Below are 19,193 nucleotides of genomic sequence, written 5' to 3' on the forward strand. Positions count from 1 at the left end.
GAGAGGGGTAAATAGGGTAATTCTCGGGGCATTGAATGAGCTAACTTAAGTTAAATCTGATTCTGCGCTGAAAAAAGCAGCAAAAAGAGGGCGTTTTGCATAATCTGAGTCAAATTGGTTATTTGCCAGTTAATAAGTGCTGTGCTGTTATTAATCAGCCATATAATAAAACTGAAAGGTATATAACCAATGACCACAGGGAAAACGCTTCTCGCGCTGGTACTCACCACGCTATTACCGGCAAGCGCCTTCGCGGCAAACAACGACACGCTCATTTACTGCTCAGAGGCTTCACCGGAGTCTTTTAACCCCCAAATTGCCAGTTCCGGCCCGACGTTTGTTGCCAGCTCACAAGTGTTGTACAACCGGTTGATAAACTTCGACCCGGTAAAAAATACCCCAGTGCCTTCGCTGGCGACCGACTGGACTATTTCGCCAGACGGCCTGACCTATACCTTTACCCTGCGTCAGGGCGTGAAGTTTAACAGCAATAAATTCTTTACGCCGACGCGCGATTTTAACGCCGACGACGTGATTTTCTCCGTGCTGCGTCAGAAAGATAAAGACCATCCGTACCATAAAGTGTCGCAGGGGAATTATGAATACTTCAGCGATGTTGGGCTGGATAAGCTGATTAAATCGGTGAAAAAGGTCGATGATTATCACGTGCAGTTTGTGTTGAATACGCCGAATGCCGCGTTTCTTGCTGACTGGGGGATGGATTTCGCCTCGATACTTTCTGCTGAATACGCCGATGCAATGATGAAAAAAGGCACGCCGGAATACGTCGATAACTGGCCGATTGGCACTGGGCCGTATGTGCTGCAACAGTATAAAGTGGACTCACAGATTCGTTACCTCGCCAACCCGAACTATTGGGAGGGCGCTGTGCCGACTAAACATCTGATTTTCTCTATCACGCCAAACGTGGAAACGCGGCTGGCGAAGCTGCAAACCAACGAATGCCAGATTATTCCCGCGCCATCGCCCGTTCAGTTCGAGCTGATTAAAGGCAATAATGACCTGACCCTGCATTCGGTGGAAGCGCTGAACGTGGGCTATCTGGCGTTTAACACCGAGAAAAAACCGTTTGATAACGCGCTGGTGCGCCAGGCACTGAACTACGCCACCGACAAGCAGGCGATTGTAAATGCCGTCTTTATGGGCTCCGGTACGGTGGCAAAATCACCGATTCCGCCCAATATGCTGGGCTTTGATAAAAATCTGAAGGATTACCGTTTTGATCCTGAAAAAGCCAAAGCGCTGCTGAAGCAAGCGGGGCTGGAAAACGGTTTTGCAACGACGCTGTGGTCGATGCCGGTACAGCGCCCGTATAACCCCAACTCGCGGCGGATTGCTGAGATGATCCAGAACGACTGGGCGAAAGTGGGCGTCAAAGCGAAGATTGTGACCTATGAATGGGGTGAATACCTTTCTGATTTGCGCAAGGGCGAACACGACAGTGCGCTGTATGGTTGGATGTCAGATAACGGCGACCCGGACAACTTTGCCAACACGTTGCTGGGCTGTGACAGTATCAAAACCGGCTCTAATGCCGCGCGTTGGTGCAATAAAGAGTATGATAGTTTGGTTAAAAAAGCCCTGGTAGTGAGCGATCCGGCGAAGCGAGCCGCGCTGTACGGCCAGGCGCAAGAAATTTACTACCAACAGGCTCCGTGGATTGCACTGGCGAACGGGAAAACCTTCTACGCGACCCGTAGCAATATCAGCGGTTATAGTGTGAGCCTGATGGGGAGTGATTTCTCGAAAGTGAAAATTAATTAAGGAGTGAATATGTCACATCTGGATGAGGTCATTGCACGCGTTGATGCCGCAGTTGCTGAGAACGTGATTACGCACATGAATGAGCTGCTGGTAGAGCTGAGCGATGATGCATCGCTCAGCCGCGAAGAACGTTTCAGCCAACAGCAACGCCTGCGTATCGCCATCTCGCATCATGGGCATCACCATCGCGAACAGGAAGAAGCGCGCAAGGAACAGCTCACTCAGGGTGGGGAGATTCTCTAACGCCTGAATGCCGGATGGCGGCTACGCCTTATCCGGCCTACGCTGGAAAATGGTGACGTTCGCCGTGCCGGATGGCGGCTACGCCTTATCCGGCCTACGCTGGAAAATGGTGGCGTTCGCCGTGCCGGATGGCGGCTACGCCTTATCCGGCCTACAACGAAAAATGGCGGTGTACAAACCCTCGTAGGCCTGATAAGCGCAGCGCCATCAGGCAATTCAAAACTGGCGTCTGGCCACCAGCCAGGCGCCGATAATCAACATGACCGCACCGCAAACCGGGCCGACCAGCGCGCGCCAGGGGATGCCGTGGCTGCGCACAATATCCATCGCTAAGCCGCCGATAAGCTGGCTGGCGACCAGCACCGCAATCGTTGTTGCCGCACCGACATATTGATAACCGCTAATGCTGGCAAAGACAAAAAATGAACCCAGCAGGCCAGGAATCAACGTCCACCATTTAATGGTCGAAACCAGCTCACTCACCCCCGCCAGACCGTGTTTAATCAGCAAAATACTGACGAACAACACAATACCGACCAGCGAATTTAACAGCATCGCCACTAAAATGGTCGAAGCCGACTGCGTAATGCGCACCATCAGCGTGTTCTGGATAACCAGGCCGATACCGGCAGCTATCAGAAACGTCAGCGTCAGGGATTGATTCATGCCAGCCCGTCCGGGTCTGTGCGGTTATCCAACTGTAACTGCATAAAGGTGAGATCCAGCCAGCGGCCAAATTTAGTGCCAACCTGCGGCATCTGCCCCGTGGTGACGAAGCCGTGCTTCTGGTGCAGGTGCAGCGATGCATGGTTTTGCGATTCAATACCAGCCACCATCACGTGCTTGCCACGGCGGCGGGCTTCCTCAATCAGCGCGGCAAGCAGCAAATTACCCAAACCTTTGCCCTGGTGCTCTGGGTGCACATAAACGGAGTGTTCTACGGTGTGGCGAAAACCGTCAAACGAGCGCCAATCACCGTAAGAGGCATAGCCGGTGACCTCGCCGTTTTCTTCGCTAACCAGTACCGGAAAGTGACCAAACTGGCGCGCTTCAAACCACGCAATGCGGTTGTCGGTATCGACGGTTTTATCGTTCCAGATAGCTGCCGTATGCACCACGGCATGGTTGTAAATTGCCGCAATCGCGGCGCAGTCTTCTTTTGTCGCAAAACGAATGGACATGGTTGCACCCTGTGTGTTGTTCACTATAGTATAACGATATGAATACTATTGAAGACAACTTAAATCAACGGATCGGGGCAAGAATTCGCATTGAGCGTGAGTCCCGTAGCTGGTCGCTCAGCGAACTTGCCGAGCGGGCGGGCGTGTCCAGAGCGATGATCCACAAAATTGAACATGGTGAAAGCAGCCCAACGGCGGCGCTGTTGGCGCGGTTGTCTGGCGCGTTTGGGATCAGCATGTCGACGTTGATTGCCCGTGCGGAGATGCAAGAGGGCAAGTTGCTCCGCTTTGCCGACCAACCGGTGTGGCACGACCCACAAACGCATTATCTGCGCCGCCACGTTTCGCCGCGCGGTGAGCTGCCGATCGATCTGGTGCAAATCGAGCTGCCCGCCGGTAGCGATATCCCGATGCCCGCCTCAGCCTATGCGACGGCGCGCCAACTTATTTGGGTGCAGGGTGGGGAACTGCTGTTTATGGAAGGTGACACCGCACACCGAATGCAGGCCGGAGATTGTCTGGAGCTGGGGCCGCCGAACGACTGTCGCTTTATTAATGATAGCGACCAACCCTGTGTCTACCTGGTGGTTCGCCTCAATGCGCCGTTATAACGTCGCATTGAGGCATAGTACAATGCTATTTTTTCACGGTTCTCTCAGCATTATTTCCACGATAATTTTACTCAGGGAGCAATTTAAAAATATATGTCATATTTGTTACGCAAAAAAAGAAAATACCAGCTATTAATTATAATAGGGCGGTGAGCCTATTATATGCGGAGTTATAATAAAAATGTTGGATTTTGCCAAAGCACAACGTATGAGTTTGACACAACAGGTTGAGAATAATATCAAGAATGCATTGGTTGTCGGCGCATTAAAACCCGGTGCGCGATTGGTGACGCGTGACATTGCCGTGCACCAGGGCATCAGCATTACCCCCGTTCGCGAAGCGCTGCTACGGCTAGTCGCCTCAGGTGCGCTACAGGCCGCACCCGCGCAGGCATTTATGGTTCCGGTATTAACTCATTCTGACTATAGCGAAATTAGCCAGATTCGCAAAAACCTTGAAGGCATGGCGACCGCCGCCGCATCGGACAGAATAACCACGGAAAAATTAGGTGAATTAAATCACCTGTCGGCACGATTCCACGAGGCGAAGGCCGCTGGCGACGTCACCAAAATGCTGCAAGCTAATTATCAATTCCGCTTCCAGATTTATGCCTATGCAGAAATGCCGACATTAATGACGATGATTGAACAATTATGGGTGCGCATCGGCCCAAGTTTCCACTATTTGTATTCCAACCCGGTAGAACCGTTTCAGCATAAAAATATTTATCAGCCGCTGCTGTCTGCGCTGGAGAAAAAAGAATCTTCTGCCAGTTATATGGCTATCTGCCAGGTTATCGATGACTCGGCGACATTTTTACAGCAGCAATATCGGCATTAATTCATCAGCATAAATTCGTTTCCGGGTTTCCCCGGAAACGTCTGCATTATTCAAAACGCCACGATACATTTAACCCCACGCCGTAGTTACGACCCGGCGCTGGCTCGTAGTAGCGGCCATTAGACTCGTTGACAATAACGGAACCGACGTACTCGCGGTCGAACAGGTTATCGACACGGCCAAACAGATCCAAATTCCAGTGACCGATATCGAATTTGTAGCCGGTGTTCAGGCCTACCACCGTCCACGATGGAGCTTTAGCGGTATTGGCATCGTTCGCCATGATATCGCTCATATAGCGGATATCGGCTCCGGCGTACCAGCCGCTTTCTGGTTCATAACCCAGCGATGCGAAGCCCATATTACGCGCGATACCAGGAATACGATTCCCGTTACAACTGTTATCGCCACAGGCGTTGCTGCGATAGGTTGCATCAAGCCATGTCCAGGCCGCTTTGGTGCGCCAGTTCTCGGCAAACTGTTGATCAAGCGAAAGTTCTGCCCCCTGACGGCGCGTTTTACCGGCATTTTTATAACTGGCGCGGCTATCGGTATTGCTGTCAGTCACGATTTCGTTGGTGGTATCGGTCTGGAATAGCGCCATCGTTAACAAACCGTTGCCCACGCGGGTTTTACTGCCGATTTCGACGGTTTCATTGGTGGCGGGTTTGAGATCTAAATTCAGGCCGCCGGTGCTGCCAGAGCGGTACGACAACTCGTTAATGGTCGGCGTTTCAAACCCGCGTCCGGCGGAGAGATACACATTCCACGCATCGGTCACGGCGTACTTTAACGATCCTGCGGGCAGCCATTTGTGGTAGCGGGTGTCGCCGCTGCTATCGGCATTGCCTGGCGTCACATAATAGTCGTTGGAATCAAACCATACCGAACTGTAACGGACTCCGGCGTCGAGGCTCAGTTTGTCGGTTAACTGCCACTGGGTTTGCAGGTATGGGTCAAGGTTCCACATCAGATTGCGCTCGTTGCGGCGCAGGTTGCCTTTTTCACCGTACTCCGGCGTGCTGCCGTTCATCACGAAATTCTCAAAGCCCTTGCGCTTTTCGCTCATGTTTTCGTAATTCAGCCCGACGGTAAAGGTGACCGGGAGCAGTAATTCCCCACGATGCGTCCAGCGAGTATCAATACCCTGATAGTCTCTGTCGAGGTCGATAACGCCACCGGCATGGCTCGGCTTAAGCTGTGGTGCGCGCGGGATCGACTGATATTGCGTAGTCTGGCGCTCACCGGCGTACATCATCACGCTTAGATCATCGCGCTCGCTAAGCTGGCGCTCATAGCGCAATCCCGCCTGCGTTTGCTTGACGGTTTTGCGCATATTGTACTGCTCGCCACGCGGCGACTGCCGTGGGTTCGCGAGTAGCTCGCTGGCATTTAACCCACCAGGATCGTTGGCGTTAATATCGACGCTGTTAAACAGCAGCGTGAGCTTACTGGCTTCGTTAATTCGCACACCGAGTTTGGCATTGGCGAGATTTTTGCGCGCCGCACTGTGGTCACGATAGCCGTGAGTGATGAAACGGTTGGTCGATACCGTGTAATCAACATCTCCGGCGTGGCTGCCGTCGCCGACCGCACCGCTGGCTTTCATGCCGTAATGCCAGGTGCCAAAGCTGCCGTAATAACTGCTGGCTTCAAGCGTGGTCGGCTGTTGGCCGCTTTGTGTCGTGACGTTAACCACGCCGCCGGAGGCGTTGCCATACAGCGCCGAGAACGGGCCGCGCAACACATCAATATGCTCAATACTACCGATATCAATATTAGAAGTTTGCCCCTGGCCGTCCGGCATGGTTGACGGAATACCATCAACGTACAGGCGAATTCCGCGCACGCCATAGGTTGAACGCGAGCCAAAACCGCGAATCGATAGTTGCAGATCCTGGGCGTAGTTCTGCCGGTTTTGAATCTGCAAACCGGGGACGGCGCCGAGCGACTCAGAGAGGTTCACGCGCGGCGCGGCATGGCGCATCTCGTCACCGTCCACCACGCTAACGGAGGCCGGAGTATCCAGTTCCGATACCGTTTGCGGCGCAGCGGTGACGATCAACGTTTGTTCGTCATCGGCCCAGGAAACAGGGGAAAAGATCAGCGGCAACAGCAGCGCGGGCAGCGTTACTGAGCGCACAGTTATGATTTTCATGAAAAACTCGCAAAATGTACCAAATGGAACAGACCCAAATAGAGTAATACTTTTGTAAATATATTGAAAACTTTAGCGGCATTAATCGTTAATTGCAGGTAGCGCAATAGCAACTATTTGGTTGTTGTAGCAAAGAAATGCTCTACTTTTCGTCAATTAATGATTACTATTCTCATCTACAAAACGCGGTGCTACGACGCCGTGAACTCTGAAGCAATGTGAAGCGTAAAAAATCAGTTCATCAAAGGGAGTCGTCATGTCATTACGTCAATTGTCCGCACCGCGCCTGCGCCGTTCTCTGTTGTTGAGTGCTTTACTGCTGGCGGGGAGTTTTAGCGCACATGCCGCAGATGAAATGCTGCGTAAAGCGGTCGGTAAAGGGGCATATGAAATGGCCTATAGCCAACAGGAAAACGCGCTCTGGCTGGCCACTTCGCAAAGCCGTAAAACGGATAAAGGCGGTGTGGTTTATCGTCTTGACCCCGCAACGCTGGAAGTGACCCAGGTTATTCATAACGACCTGAAACCGTTCGGCGCGACGCTGAACAGCCAAACCCAGACGCTGTGGTTTGGTAATACCGTTAACGGCGCAGTCACGGCGATTGATGCGAAAACGGGCGATGTCAAAGGGCGTCTGGTGCTGGATGACCGCCAACGTAGCGAAACCGTGAAGCCGTTGCAGCCGCGTGAGCTGGCGGTGGATGAGAAAACCAACACGGTCTATATCACCGGTATTGGTAAAGAGGGCAGCTCCGTATGGGTGGTTGATGGCGACAAACTGACGCTGAAAACGACCATTACCGGAACCGGCTCTTTTGGTACGGGTCTGGCGGTCGATGCTGAAAAACAGCGTCTGTACGTGACCAACGCCGACGGTGAGCTGATTACCATTGATACTGCCAGTAACAAAATTTTGACCCGTCAGAAACTGCAAGACGACGGTAAAGAGCACTTCTACATGAACATCAGCCTGGATACCGCAGGCCAGCGCGCGTTCATTACCGACTCGAAGCAGCCAGAAGTGCTGGTGGTTAACCTGAAAGATGGCAAAATGCTGGCGAAAGTAGACACCAAAGAAGGGCTGGCGGTGCTGTTTAACCCAGCGCGCAACGAAGCCTACGTCACCCAGCGTAAAGCCGGTACGGTGACGGTTATCGATGCCAAAACGTATAAAGTGACGAAAACTATCCAGACCCCAACCTTCCCGAACAGCCTGGCGCTGTCCGCCGATGGTAAAACGCTGTACGTCAGCGTGAAGCAGGAGTCTACCCGTCAGAAAGAGGCTACTCAGCCTGATGATGTGATTCGTATCGCACTGTAAAATTGCCTGTGGGAGGTGTGATCTGCACCTCCCGAATCCTGCTGTTTATCTCCTGTTACACCTCGCTCATAGCCAGCCTCGCCATCGGGCATACAATACGCCGACTTGTCCCTACAAAATATATGGAAACTACGGTATGGAAACTGTCAGCGGAAGAATCAAGAAATCTTTATCTGTTTTGTGCGCAGGGGCGATGTTATTCGCGCTGGCGGGATGCTCAACGCAATACGTGATGACCACCACAAACGGGCATACGTTAGTGGCCTACGGCAAGCCGGAGGTGGATGCAAACCGTGGTATCACGCGCTATGTTGATGAATACGGCTACACGCGCGAAATCAGCAGTAGTGATGTGGTGCAGGTCGCGGAAAAGCAATAAACGTTAGCGGGCGCGCTTACGATACTCGCCGGGGGACATCCCAAAACGTTGTTTGAATGCGGTGGAAAAATGGCTGTGGTCGCTGAAGCCCCAGCGGTAACCGATACCGGCCAGTTTTTCATCGTCGCGCGCGCTTTGCAGCGCTCTGGCGCAGAGATCCAGACGACGGTTTTTAATGTACTGCGCCACCACCAGCCCTTTATCGGCAAACAGCCGGTACAGGCTTCTTACCGACATCCCCGTTTCCCCCGCCAGCCATTCCGGGCGCAAGTGCTCTTCCTGAATCGCATCATCTATTAGCGTCATGATTTTCTGAAATTGCTTCTCGCGCCGCGTCGGTGTCACGGTTTGTCGGTGCAGCATAGGGCGCAGTAGGCACACCATCGCCTCTAACGCCGCCTCGCTTTCACTGGCAGAAAGCGACGGGCTGCTCATGCTCTCATGCAGTAATCGCTGGCTGAGCTGTACCATCGGTAGCGAACGCTCCAGCCGAGTCACTGCGCTTATCCCACTGCCACGAAGCGAGTTCTCCAGCAGTTGGCGTGGCAGTAACAGCGACACTTGTCGTGACGTTTGCTGCCACAAAATGGAGCAGGGGCGCGAAGCATCAATCAACGTCATATCACCGGTTTCAAGGTGAACCTGGCGGTCATCTTGCTCGATATGAGCCTGGCCGGAAAGCTGAAAAACGGTATAAAACCATGCGTCGTTGCCGTGGCGGATCTCCTGGCGCGTGCGGTACAGATTCACGTTGCGAGTGGTGACGGTGCTCAGCTTGAGGCTGCCAGCATAACTGGTGTCGATTTCGCCGTGAAAATCGTCCTCCAGCGGGCGGGCGGCAAAATTGCCACAGACCTGATTAATTGTTGCCAGCCAGTGCTGATATGCCTCATCGCGCTCTATTGCTGCCATACGCCATCTCTGCAATGAAAATGTATGGTTATTGTTGCATTTATGTTTATACAAACAAGAGCGCGGCGGAGAATATATGAAAGAACTATTACCTGCGGCACATTTCTGCCATCGCAATCTGTTGATTTGCGGTGTCTGTCACAGCCGTAAAAGCGAATGTCACAGAGACAAAAGCGCCTTTGCCTGACGCGCCGTAGACTGAAAATACCCTATACATCATCCTTCAGCCTGGAGGATGGCCTGTATATCCGCAAAGAATAAGGAGACGATATGTCCACAGCACCGGTAGCACTGCTCGCCAGCGTGCAGCAATTCTTAGACCGTCAGCACGGTTTATACATCGATGGCGCGCAGCAGGCCGCGCAAAGCGAAAAACGTCTCACCGTATGGAACCCGGCAACCGGTCAGGCGATTGCCAGTACCGCAGACGCCAGTGTCGCCGACGTTGATCGCGCTGTGATGTCGGCCTGGCGCGTGTTTGTCTCCCGCGATTGGGCCGGACGCCCGCCAGCCGATCGCGAACGCATTCTGCTGCGCTTTGCCGATTTAGTCGAACAGCATGGCGAGGAACTGGCGCAGTTAGAAACGCTGGAGCAGGGCAAATCTATCAATATTTCTCGCGCCTTCGAAGTGGGCTGTACGCTGAACTGGATGCGCTATACCGCCGGGCTGACTACCAAAATAAGTGGTCGCACGCTGGATGTTTCTATCCCATTCCCGCAGGGCGCGCGCTACCAGGCGTGGACGAAAAAAGAGCCGGTGGGCGTGGTGGCGGGTATCGTGCCGTGGAACTTCCCGCTGATGATTGGCATGTGGAAAGTGATGCCAGCGCTGGCGGCGGGCTGCTCGATTGTGATTAAACCTTCTGAAACCACGCCGTTAACGCTGCTGCGCGTGGCGGAACTGGCCAGCGAAGCCGGTATTCCAGACGGCGTGTTTAACGTCGTCACCGGCAGTGGCGCAGAGTGCGGCGCAGCGCTGACCTCGCACCCGCAGGTAGCAAAGGTGAGCTTTACCGGTTCTACCGCCACCGGCAAACAGATTGCCCGCGTTGCCGCCGACCGCCTGACCCGCGTCACGCTGGAACTGGGCGGCAAAAACCCGGCTATCGTACTGAAAGACGCCGACCCCGCGTGGGTTATCGAAGGGCTGATGACCGGCAGCTTCCTCAATCAAGGGCAGGTGTGTGCTGCCAGTTCGCGTATCTACATTGAAGCGCCGCTGTTTGACACCCTGGTCAGCGGCTTTGAACAGGCGGTGAAATCACTGCAAGTGGGGCCGGGCATGTTGGAAAGCACCCAGATTAACCCTGTGGTTTCCAGGGCGCATTGCGCGAAAGTGGCGGCCTATCTGGACGATGCTCGCCAGCAAAAAGCCGAAATTATCAGCGGCCATTCCGGCCCCGATGGCCAGGGCTATTACATCCCGCCAACGCTTGTGATTAATCCCTCGGCTAACCTGCGTTTAACCCGTGAAGAAGTGTTTGGCCCCGTGGTTAACCTGGTGCGCGTCGCCGACGGCGAAGAGGCATTACGGCTGGCAAACGACAGTGATTTTGGCCTGACCGCCAGCGTCTGGACGCGTGATCTGACCCAGGCATTAAACTACACCGACCGTTTGCAGGCTGGCACAGTGTGGGTCAACAGCCATACGCTTATCGATGCCAACCTGCCATTCGGCGGTATGAAGCAGTCCGGTACGGGGCGCGATTTCGGCCCAGACTGGCTAAACGACTGGTGCGAAACGAAATCGGTGTGCGTGCGCTATTAAGGTTTTTTGGCGTTGATCAATGCCGGTAAGGACGTGAGGAAGTCTCTGTCATAGAGAAGGAAAGGCGAAACGGGCATGGAAATTGCGATCTCCTGATTATGAAAATAATTCAGTGAGAATAATGCTTCCATGCCCGTGAGTGTATTATGCCAGAACCATTATTAGTGCTGATTTTTCATGGCCGCTTAAAAGCGAATGAAATCACGGCAATAAATATAATTAGGTTAAGGTTTTATATGTGTTATTAGATTTTTGCAATCTATCTACCGACAGAAGCTGGATAACGCTCCAGCCAGCGCGCCGGGATTTTCCCAGGACATGCAATGTCCACAGTTGGGTAAAATAACCGTTTGAACACCCGTAGCGGCGAGGCGAGTAAAATCATCATCGGGTAAGGAGTGCTCTCCAAAAATCAGTTGCTTGGCTACTGGCAGACTGACAAAGCGATCGAACCAGTTGCTACCGGCAATCAGGCTGGCAGCACCGCGCCACACTGCCCACGGGGCATTTATCGCTAAGCTTCCCGCCCACGGACCTCTTTCCTCTGCCACCATGCGTTGCCACTCGCTGTCAATAAACTGCTCCTCACTGTGGCTACAGATTTGTCGGCTAAAAAAACCACCGCCGGGATGAAAATTTGGCTCAGAGACGACCAGTCCCTGCAGGTATTCTCCGAGCTGTTCAGCCGCTTCAATGCTAATGCTGCCTCCCATGCTATGCCCGTATAAAAAGCACTTTTTTAGCCCAAGGTGCAGCACTAACTCTGCAATGACGCCTGCCTGCTCTGTAATTGAGTAGTTGTAATTCAGTGGCTTTTGGCTGTATCCACAGCCAGGTAAATCCACCAAAATTGCCCGTCTTGCGGCGAATAAAGAGTCGGTGACTACACGAGGATATTCGTATGAGGAGGCACAGCCTAAGCCATGCACAAAAATAATCGGCGTGCCGCTTCCGGGTAAGTCATGCCAGCGAACAAGGCACTGTGCGGTGGAGGAAAAGAAAGCATCCATTGGTTATCTCGGGGCTCATCTGGGGCCACAATAAAGCGACAGTAGTGTGACCGACAATGATTCTGTTGTTGCAAGAAATCAAGCCTTTTTCCGAGAGTGACATGTTCAATAAGACGGAGGCGTGGAGCCATGCTGTTTGCAAGTGGAATAACACGCGATAATTCAATTTGTTATGTGAAAATACCATAAAAAAACCCCAGCCTTTCAGCCGGGGATATTCACTGACTCAGTGGCTTACTTTTTCTTCTCGTCAAGCGTTGGCGTTTCATCAAAGAAGTTCCACGGTTTCAGCAAGGTATGCACCCATTCGGTTGGCATAATCGGCCACTCTTCGGCGCGGGCGACGTGGGTTGTACCGGTCGTCATCCATACCACGGTGTCGGTGTTTTCCAGCGATTCGTTGTCGTTAACGTACTGCCCCAGACCGGTGTCGTGCACGGAACGGTTAGGATATTTGCCTTCAGGGAAGCGCTCGTCAGCGTGGTAGCGCGTCACCCAAAGCTGTTTGTCCATAAAACTCAGACGGTGATAAATCCACTCATCGGGTGCAAACTGCGCGCCTTTGGCTACCGGATGCGTGCCGCCTGCGTAAGGGATAATCTGGTAAGAAACCGCGTTACCCATACGGTTTTCTTTGTTTGGGTTGCTCAGCAGGCGAATAGTGCCGGGGTCAAACTTCTGCGCTGCGTCTTTCTCATTGCTGATGGCGTACTCGTTAATCTGCATAGTACTGGTGCGCGGGCCGCCAGCGGTGTTTGGTTTAACGACCGGATCCATCGCCACCAGGCTGTTATTTTCGCCGTCTACGTCGAGATCAAGACGGAAGTTGTAGATATGCTGGTGCGTTGTGCCCACGATATTGTGGTCAATCAGCGTACCGTAACGGGTATCCTCTTTCGCGCTGGGGTCGTGCATGGTTTTGGCTTTTACGCCTTTTACTGCTTCGATACCTGTCGCTCCTGCATCGATGCCGATCGTGCCATTTTCGTGGAAGATCCAGTCAAAGATATAATCGTAGTTACCTACGGTACTTACCCAACGCACCACCAGCTCACGACGCTGGGTGCTGACGTTAGGCTGGCCCATTTCCTGGTGCTTATATTCCGGCCCAGCATAGCGCTCGAACACGGCGATAGCGCGCGGGATCTCGGTCGGTGTCCCGGTGTAGTCGGCGATAGTTTCATTCAGCAATACGGCGTTAGACGGGGCATCTTTGCCTCGCGCGATAGGCGAGGTGAGCGTGCCCATACCGTAGTCGCCAGAGTCGAGATAGGCTTTGAAATACCAGCCAATATCCGGGTCGCCGTAAGGCACAATCATGCCGCCGAGCGAGCCTTCATACATCACTTTGCGTTTAGTACCGTTGTCGTTATAGGTCACGGTCGAAAGAATCGGCCCCACACGGGAGTTCATGCTCAGGTGGAAGTCCCAGTTGCGCCAGTGGATCATATCACCGGTGATGGTGTAGTTTTTGCCTTCCGGTTCAATGATATCCAGAGGTTTTACGGCTGGTGCAACGCGGTCGCGACCGTCGTAAGAGCGAGCCGCCATCGGCACGGGGATCACCGGGCCTTCTTCCAGCTTCACAATTTTCTTCTGTTCAAGGTCGACAACGGCCACCAGATTCTCAATAGGGTGCGCCCAGTAGTTCCCGTCGCCCACGTCCAGATAGCTGATTACTTTCAGTAGGCGCGCGTCCTGTTTCAGGCCGTCTTTACCGTCAAAATAGCCCACGGTGAGCGGGGTGGTGATGACTTTTTTCGGGTCGCTGATGCCGCGTTTTTTCACCGCTTCGGCAAACTCTGCGCTGGCGTTAATGATATTTTGTACGCTGCCGAAATCATCAATCAGCACCATACCGTGCGCGTCTTTGATAGGCTGCCAGGAGAGGATTTTTTTGTTTTGCAGGTCAACAACGCCTTCAATGATGTGCTTGCCATCGAGCATGATGACATCGGCTTTACGCGGTTCGTCAAAGGTTTTGCCTTCCAGCGCAAAAGCCCACACGGCGGCTTTCTCCGGCGGGCGCAGAGAAATCTCGGTAAAACGGGTGTTCGGTTTAAAATCTGGCGAGGCTTTGGCTATCTCAACGGCCTGTTTGATTTCGTCGGCGCTCAGGGCATTCAGCGGATGTGGGCTTTTTTCCACCTGGAAGGTTTGATCCAGACCAGACTGGAAAACGTCATTGATAAAGGTTTCGGAAACCCACGCTTTGTTGTCCTTCATGACGACAGGAACCGGCAAATCCAGCGTTTGCCCGTTGACTACCGCAGTTTTCGCGCCCGGTTTCACCTTCACGTAAGCGCCGTCTTTTATCAGGGTGTACATCTGCGCGTAGTCATCCCACTGAACGTCGGCGCCAAAGTCTTGCAGCGCTTTATCCATCGGTATCATATGCGCCTCGCCGCCGTGGGCGAAAACGGGGGTTTGCCAGGCGCAGAACAGGGCGACAGCCAGCGCCAGCGCTGTTTTGCGTTTCGAACGAATCGAACCTTTTGACATTGTGACCTCATCTTATCGTTATGTTGTTGTGCCTTACCGCTGCTTATTCGGCTTCAGCTTCTTAAACTAACAGCCGAACGTCACTCTCTGTTTGCTTGCGCTTGCCAGGTTGTTTGTCAGTTTTGCCAATACACGGCATAAAAAATGCCTCGAGAGAGGCACTGTTTGTTACTGTCTGCCTAATAAGGAGGGGAATATACAAAACCTGGTATTGGAAAATAAAAATAAGCAGTAAAATATAATAAAATGAAATATGAATGGATGAAGTATTTAATTTTTGTATTGTTAATGAAAATAATTTTTGTTTTTTTATTTGTATCGCGATTGTAATCACATTCCATTGTATAGGGATTTTTAACTATATAACTGCTGTAATGTCTCCAAGAAAATTATGAATGATTTTACAAGCCAAATGGGTTGTTCTTTGATGGGTGAGACTATTAGTTGAAAAGGAGATAAATTATGACTATCGGATATTTTTTATGAGCACAGCCGAAGTGGGTGGGATAGGTTCAGCTCTTTGCCTGGTTACAGGCTTGGGCTTTAGTATTGGAGCTGCCAAATTAGCTGAAGATATAGGCGAAAATTTAGGTGGGCATGGAGGTAATATAATATATGAACATTATATTGAATAAATGCGGAAATATAGGTTTTATTGTTTTTTTATTATGTTTGATTGTGATGGTGTTTATTGTATTTGCGCGTGCTTATAATAAGTCTGTATATTCTGAAATTAAAAAATTATATCAGACTAAATACAAAATATATCCTACCGCTTTATCCAGGTATGAGAATGCTTCATTGGTCACATCTGCGACATACTTAGGTAATGTATTTCCTATAATGAAGATATTACTCTTGCCATATAATAAGAGGTGTGGCATGGAGAAAGAACAGGTTGATTTCTTGAAAGAATTACCAATCAGATTAACAGTTGGATATAAATTTGAAGCAATATTATGGTTTATTCAAACGATGTTGCTTTCAGTAATGATCATTCTAGTCCTTCAGCGATAAACCGTGTGGCGCTACCACTATAAAGAGTGACTGTGCATCTAAAAGAATACATCAGATTTGGGCTGTAAAAGCCTCCATTACAGCAAACACCTGATCAAAGAGTTGAACGCCTTTTTTATCTTTAGTTAGCTGGTCATTAATGAATTTTAATGAGCTTCACTATGCGCCCCTCTCCCTCAAGGAGAGGGGCAGGTGAGGGGCTAGGCAAAATCCCCGTTCTGGCGCGCAACCAGCGTCAGAATGGAATACAGCGCAACCGCCTGTTGATGCTGATTGAAAATCTCTACCGACCATTCCACTACGCCGGTGGCTTGCTCCTCGGCGCTACGCTGGCGTTTCACCGTTTTGCGTTTACAGGTCAGGCGCACCTGAATGGTATCGCCCGGTTTCACCGGCTCGATAAAACGCAGGTTTTCCATACCGTAGTTGGCGATAACCGGCCCTACGCCGGGGTCAACAAACAAACCGGCGGCGGCAGAAATCAGGAAATAACCGTGTGCCACACGCTCGCCAAACAGTGATTGTGCCGCGCCGATTTTGTCCATATGGGCGTAGAAGTGGTCACCGCTCAGGCAGGCGAAATTCACCACATCGGCTTCGGTAACGGTACGGCGATGAGTCAGCAGGCTGTCGCCTGGCTGGATCTGTTCGAAATATTTACGGAATGGATGAACATGGTCTTCCGCCACCTGTGCGCCGCGTACCCACTGTTTGCCAATCGCCGCCAGCATGGTTGGGCTGCCCTGTATCGCGGTGCGTTGCAGGTAGTGTTTTACCGCGCGCAGGCCGCCAAGTTCCTCTCCGCCGCCCGCACGCCCTGGGCCACCGTGAACCAGTTGGGGTAGTGGCGAGCCGTGGCCGGTCGATTCGGCGGATGACTCCTCATTCAACACCTGAATACGCCCGTGAGCGCGGGCCGCACCGAGGATAAACTCGCGCGCCAGCGTGCTGTCGGCCGTCACCAGCGTTCCCGCCAGGCTGCCGCCGCCGGCGCGCGCCAGCGTCAAAGCGTGCTCGCGGTGTTGATACGGCATCAGAGTCGCGACGGGGCCAAACGCTTCGATGGCGTGAACCGCCGCCACTTCATCCGGCTGCGAGCAAAATAACAGCGTCGGCGGGAAAAAAGCGCCCGTCGCGTTGAGATCCGCTTTGCCGCCCAGCAGCGCTTCACATCCCGCTTCCAGCAGGCGATTGACGTTCTCCTGCACATCGCGGCGCTGGTCAGTATTGACCAGCGCACCCATTTTCACGCCTTCCTGCGCCGGATCGCCGACCACCACTTTTTGCAGCCGCGCTATCAGCGCGTCACTCACCGCTTGCACCTGCGCTTGCGGCACGATAATACGGCGGATCGCCGTACATTTTTGACCGGCTTTGGCGGTCATCTCACGTACCACTTCACGGATAAACAGCGCGAATTCCGGCTGCTCCGGCGTGACGTCCTCGCCCAGCACACAGCAGTTGAGCGAGTCGGCTTCCATCGTGAAAGGAATGGATTTCGCCACCAGGTTCGGGTGTACCCGTAGCTGTTGTCCGGTGTGCGCAGAACCGGTAAACGTCACCACATCCTGGCTGTCGAGGTGGTCGAGCAGGTCGCCCGCGCCGCCGCAAATAACGCTGATTGCACCGTCCGGCACCAGGCCGCTATCGATAATTGTTTTGACCATCGCTTGTGTTAACTGCGCGGTCGCGGTTGCGGGTTTGATGATAGCGGGCATCCCGGCAAGCCAGGTCGGCGCGAGCTTTTCTAACATTCCCCAGCAGGGGAAGTTAAAGGCGTTGATGTGAACCGCCACGCCAGATTTTGACGTCAGCACGTGACGGGCGGCAAATCCCCCCGCTTTGGACAACGGGATCAGTTCATCTTCCGGCCACAGCGTATCGTCCGGCAGCTCGCGGCTACCCAGGCTTGCGTAGGTAAAGAGAGTGCCGATACCGCCCTCGATATCTACCCAACTGTCGGCGCGGGTCGCACCCGTTTCAGCCGAAATCGCATAGAAATCGGCTTTGTGTTCCAGCAGGTGTTTCGCAACGGCTTTCAGCATCGCGCTGCGTTCAATAAAGGTCATCGCCTGTAACGCTTTCCCGCCGTGCTCAATGGCATAGCGGCGCGCTTGCGCCATATCCAACCCCGCGCTGGTAACGTCCCACAGCGGCTCACCGCTAATGGCGTGATGAATAGTGCGAATGTGACCCCGGCCTGTCTGCCAGGTGCCGGACAAATAGCTGGCTAGCTGCTGCATGGTGAATCTCCAGATATGTTACGTGATCTCGCCTTAAATAGTTCTTTTCTGAATCACAAAATGCAAGTTAGTTTTTAATAATTTATTAACATTGCGATCGCAAGCACTTTGCGAGATTTTCTTATCACACTGTTATTTATAGCAATTACAAAAGCGTTTGCGGCGCTCATCACAAAATTCACAAACAAAATTTGTGGTTTTATTTAACCAAGATGTAACTTTTATAAAACAAAGTGATTCGCAAAAATGGATTTGTTGAATTTATCGGAATCATAAGGTGATGACGTGAAAGAAGAACAACGCTTTGACCAGCGCATCGCGCAGGAAACGGCCATCGAGCCGCAGGACTGGATGCCCGACGCCTACCGTAAAACGCTGATTCGCCAGATAGGCCAACACGCGCACTCGGAAATCGTCGGTATGCTGCCGGAAGGTAACTGGATAACCCGCGCGCCGACCCTGCGTCGTAAAGCCATTCTGCTGGCGAAAGTGCAAGATGAAGCCGGACACGGCCTGTACCTCTATAGCGCAGCGGAAACGCTCGGCTGCGCCCGCGAAGATCTGTACCAGAAAATGCTCGACGGGCAGATGAAATACTCCTCGATCTTTAACTATCCAACCCTGAGCTGGGCCGATATCGGCGTCATTGGCTGGTTAGTCGATGGTGCGGCGATTGTGAACCAGGTGGCGCTGTGCCGTACCTCTTACGGCCCGTATGCCCGTGCGATGGTCAAAATCTGCAAAGAAGAGAACTTCCACCAGCGTCAGGGCTTTGAGGCCTGCATGGCGCTGGCGCAGGGCAGCGAAGAACAACGGCAGATGCTGCAAGACGCCATCAACCGTTTCTGGTGGCCAGCGCTGATGATGTTTGGCCCTAATGATGACAACTCACCGAACAGCGCGCGCAGCATGGCGTGGAAAATCAAACTGCATTCCAACGACGAACTGCGTCAGCGCTTTGTGGACAACACCGTGCCGCAGGTGGAAATCCTCGGTATGACCGTGCCGGACGCCGATCTTCAGTTTGACGAAACTACCGGTCACTACCGTTTTGGCGAGATTGACTGGCAAGAATTTAACGAGGTCATCAGCGGGCGTGGCGTATGTAACCACGAACGCCTGAGCGCCAAGCGCAAGGCCTGGGACGAGGGCGCATGGGTGCGTGAAGCCGCGCTGGCTCATGGGCAAAAACAACAGGCCCGCAACGCGGCGTAAGGAGA

Annotated in this window: 18 protein-coding genes; 11 read left to right on the forward strand and 7 right to left on the reverse strand. The window is 52.7% G+C overall.

The genetic code is table 11. The annotated features are described in order from the left end of the window. Positions 1-189 precede the first annotated feature (189 nt). From AC6I4B_RS11860 to AC6I4B_RS11870, 3 genes are read left to right on the forward strand one after another with little or no spacing between them, the layout of a single operon-like run. Positions 190-1,785, forward strand: coding sequence for an ABC transporter substrate-binding protein (locus AC6I4B_RS11860; RefSeq protein ID WP_497771901.1), 1,596 nt, complete (start codon positions 190-192; stop codon positions 1,783-1,785). A gap of 9 nt (positions 1,786-1,794) precedes the next feature. Continuing rightward, a complete protein-coding gene (locus tag AC6I4B_RS11865) occupies positions 1,795-2,028 on the forward strand; it encodes a DUF2526 family protein (protein WP_497765323.1) in 234 nt (77 codons plus the stop codon). Between the two features lie 7 nt (positions 2,029-2,035). Further along, positions 2,036-2,215 (forward strand): hypothetical protein, encoded by a 180-nt coding sequence (locus tag AC6I4B_RS11870; protein WP_497765324.1) that lies wholly within the window; start codon positions 2,036-2,038, stop codon positions 2,213-2,215. Between the two features lie 29 nt (positions 2,216-2,244). Here the strand turns inward: AC6I4B_RS11870 and AC6I4B_RS11875 are convergent, their stop codons facing one another. Next, positions 2,245-2,694 carry a DMT family transporter gene (locus AC6I4B_RS11875; RefSeq protein ID WP_497765326.1) on the reverse strand — a complete coding sequence of 150 codons (450 nt, stop codon included), beginning with the start codon at positions 2,692-2,694 and terminating at the stop codon, positions 2,245-2,247. Beyond that, the gene (locus tag AC6I4B_RS11880; protein WP_497765327.1) at positions 2,691-3,209 is read right to left on the reverse strand and encodes a GNAT family N-acetyltransferase; all 519 of its coding nucleotides are present in this window, start codon (positions 3,207-3,209) and stop codon (positions 2,691-2,693) included. Before AC6I4B_RS11880 ends, AC6I4B_RS11875 begins: the two co-directional genes overlap by 4 nt. Before the next feature lie 38 nt (positions 3,210-3,247). Here AC6I4B_RS11880 and AC6I4B_RS11885 point away from each other — a divergent pair, with 38 nt between their 5' ends. Further along, positions 3,248-3,820, forward strand: coding sequence for a helix-turn-helix domain-containing protein (locus AC6I4B_RS11885; RefSeq protein ID WP_497765329.1), 573 nt, complete (start codon positions 3,248-3,250; stop codon positions 3,818-3,820). Positions 3,821-4,001: 181 nt separating this feature from the next. After that, on the forward strand, positions 4,002-4,661 hold the full coding sequence (locus tag AC6I4B_RS11890) for a GntR family transcriptional regulator (protein ID WP_497765330.1): 660 nt from the start codon (positions 4,002-4,004) through the stop codon (positions 4,659-4,661). Between the two features lie 46 nt (positions 4,662-4,707). Here the strand turns inward: AC6I4B_RS11890 and pqqU are convergent, their stop codons facing one another. Next, positions 4,708-6,819: a TonB-dependent receptor PqqU gene (gene pqqU, locus AC6I4B_RS11895; RefSeq protein WP_497765332.1), complete on the reverse strand. Its 2,112-nt coding sequence runs from the start codon at positions 6,817-6,819 to the stop codon at positions 4,708-4,710. 256 nt (positions 6,820-7,075) lie between these two features. Between pqqU and yncE the strand changes: the two genes are divergently transcribed. Then, complete coding sequence (gene yncE / locus AC6I4B_RS11900) at positions 7,076-8,140, forward strand: 7-bladed beta-propeller protein YncE (protein WP_497765334.1); 1,065 nt, start codon at positions 7,076-7,078, stop codon at positions 8,138-8,140. A gap of 157 nt (positions 8,141-8,297) precedes the next feature. After that, positions 8,298-8,519 carry a YgdI/YgdR family lipoprotein gene (locus AC6I4B_RS11905; protein WP_497772126.1) on the forward strand — a complete coding sequence of 74 codons (222 nt, stop codon included), beginning with the start codon at positions 8,298-8,300 and terminating at the stop codon, positions 8,517-8,519. Between the two features lie 3 nt (positions 8,520-8,522). Here the strand turns inward: AC6I4B_RS11905 and feaR are convergent, their stop codons facing one another. Beyond that, positions 8,523-9,431: a transcriptional regulator FeaR gene (gene feaR / locus AC6I4B_RS11910; protein WP_497765335.1), complete on the reverse strand. Its 909-nt coding sequence runs from the start codon at positions 9,429-9,431 to the stop codon at positions 8,523-8,525. 270 nt (positions 9,432-9,701) lie between these two features. Between feaR and AC6I4B_RS11915 the strand changes: the two genes are divergently transcribed. After that, positions 9,702-11,201: an aldehyde dehydrogenase family protein gene (locus tag AC6I4B_RS11915; protein ID WP_497765337.1), complete on the forward strand. Its 1,500-nt coding sequence runs from the start codon at positions 9,702-9,704 to the stop codon at positions 11,199-11,201. 263 nt (positions 11,202-11,464) lie between these two features. On the opposite strand, the gene AC6I4B_RS11920 is transcribed toward AC6I4B_RS11915, so the two are convergent. Then, positions 11,465-12,211, reverse strand: a complete 747-nt coding sequence (locus AC6I4B_RS11920; protein ID WP_497765339.1) for an alpha/beta fold hydrolase — start codon at positions 12,209-12,211, stop codon at positions 11,465-11,467. A gap of 234 nt (positions 12,212-12,445) precedes the next feature. Further along, positions 12,446-14,713: a primary-amine oxidase gene (gene tynA / locus AC6I4B_RS11925; protein WP_497765341.1), complete on the reverse strand. Its 2,268-nt coding sequence runs from the start codon at positions 14,711-14,713 to the stop codon at positions 12,446-12,448. A 482-nt stretch (positions 14,714-15,195) separates the two neighbouring features. On the opposite strand from tynA, the gene AC6I4B_RS11930 reads away from it, so the two are divergent. Continuing rightward, positions 15,196-15,348: a hypothetical protein gene (locus AC6I4B_RS11930; RefSeq protein ID WP_497765343.1), complete on the forward strand. Its 153-nt coding sequence runs from the start codon at positions 15,196-15,198 to the stop codon at positions 15,346-15,348. Next, positions 15,329-15,730 carry a hypothetical protein gene (locus tag AC6I4B_RS11935; protein WP_497765345.1) on the forward strand — a complete coding sequence of 134 codons (402 nt, stop codon included), beginning with the start codon at positions 15,329-15,331 and terminating at the stop codon, positions 15,728-15,730. The genes AC6I4B_RS11930 and AC6I4B_RS11935 overlap by 20 nt, the downstream gene beginning before the upstream one ends. A gap of 200 nt (positions 15,731-15,930) precedes the next feature. Here AC6I4B_RS11935 and paaZ read toward each other — a convergent pair whose 3' ends face one another. Then, the gene (gene paaZ / locus AC6I4B_RS11940) at positions 15,931-17,973 is read right to left on the reverse strand and encodes a phenylacetic acid degradation bifunctional protein PaaZ (RefSeq protein WP_497765346.1); all 2,043 of its coding nucleotides are present in this window, start codon (positions 17,971-17,973) and stop codon (positions 15,931-15,933) included. Between the two features lie 285 nt (positions 17,974-18,258). Here paaZ and paaA point away from each other — a divergent pair, with 285 nt between their 5' ends. Continuing rightward, positions 18,259-19,188 (forward strand): 1,2-phenylacetyl-CoA epoxidase subunit PaaA, encoded by a 930-nt coding sequence (gene paaA / locus AC6I4B_RS11945; protein ID WP_497765348.1) that lies wholly within the window; start codon positions 18,259-18,261, stop codon positions 19,186-19,188. Positions 19,189-19,193: the final 5 nt, after the last annotated feature.

Source organism: Kluyvera fluvialis, from assembly GCF_059725275.1.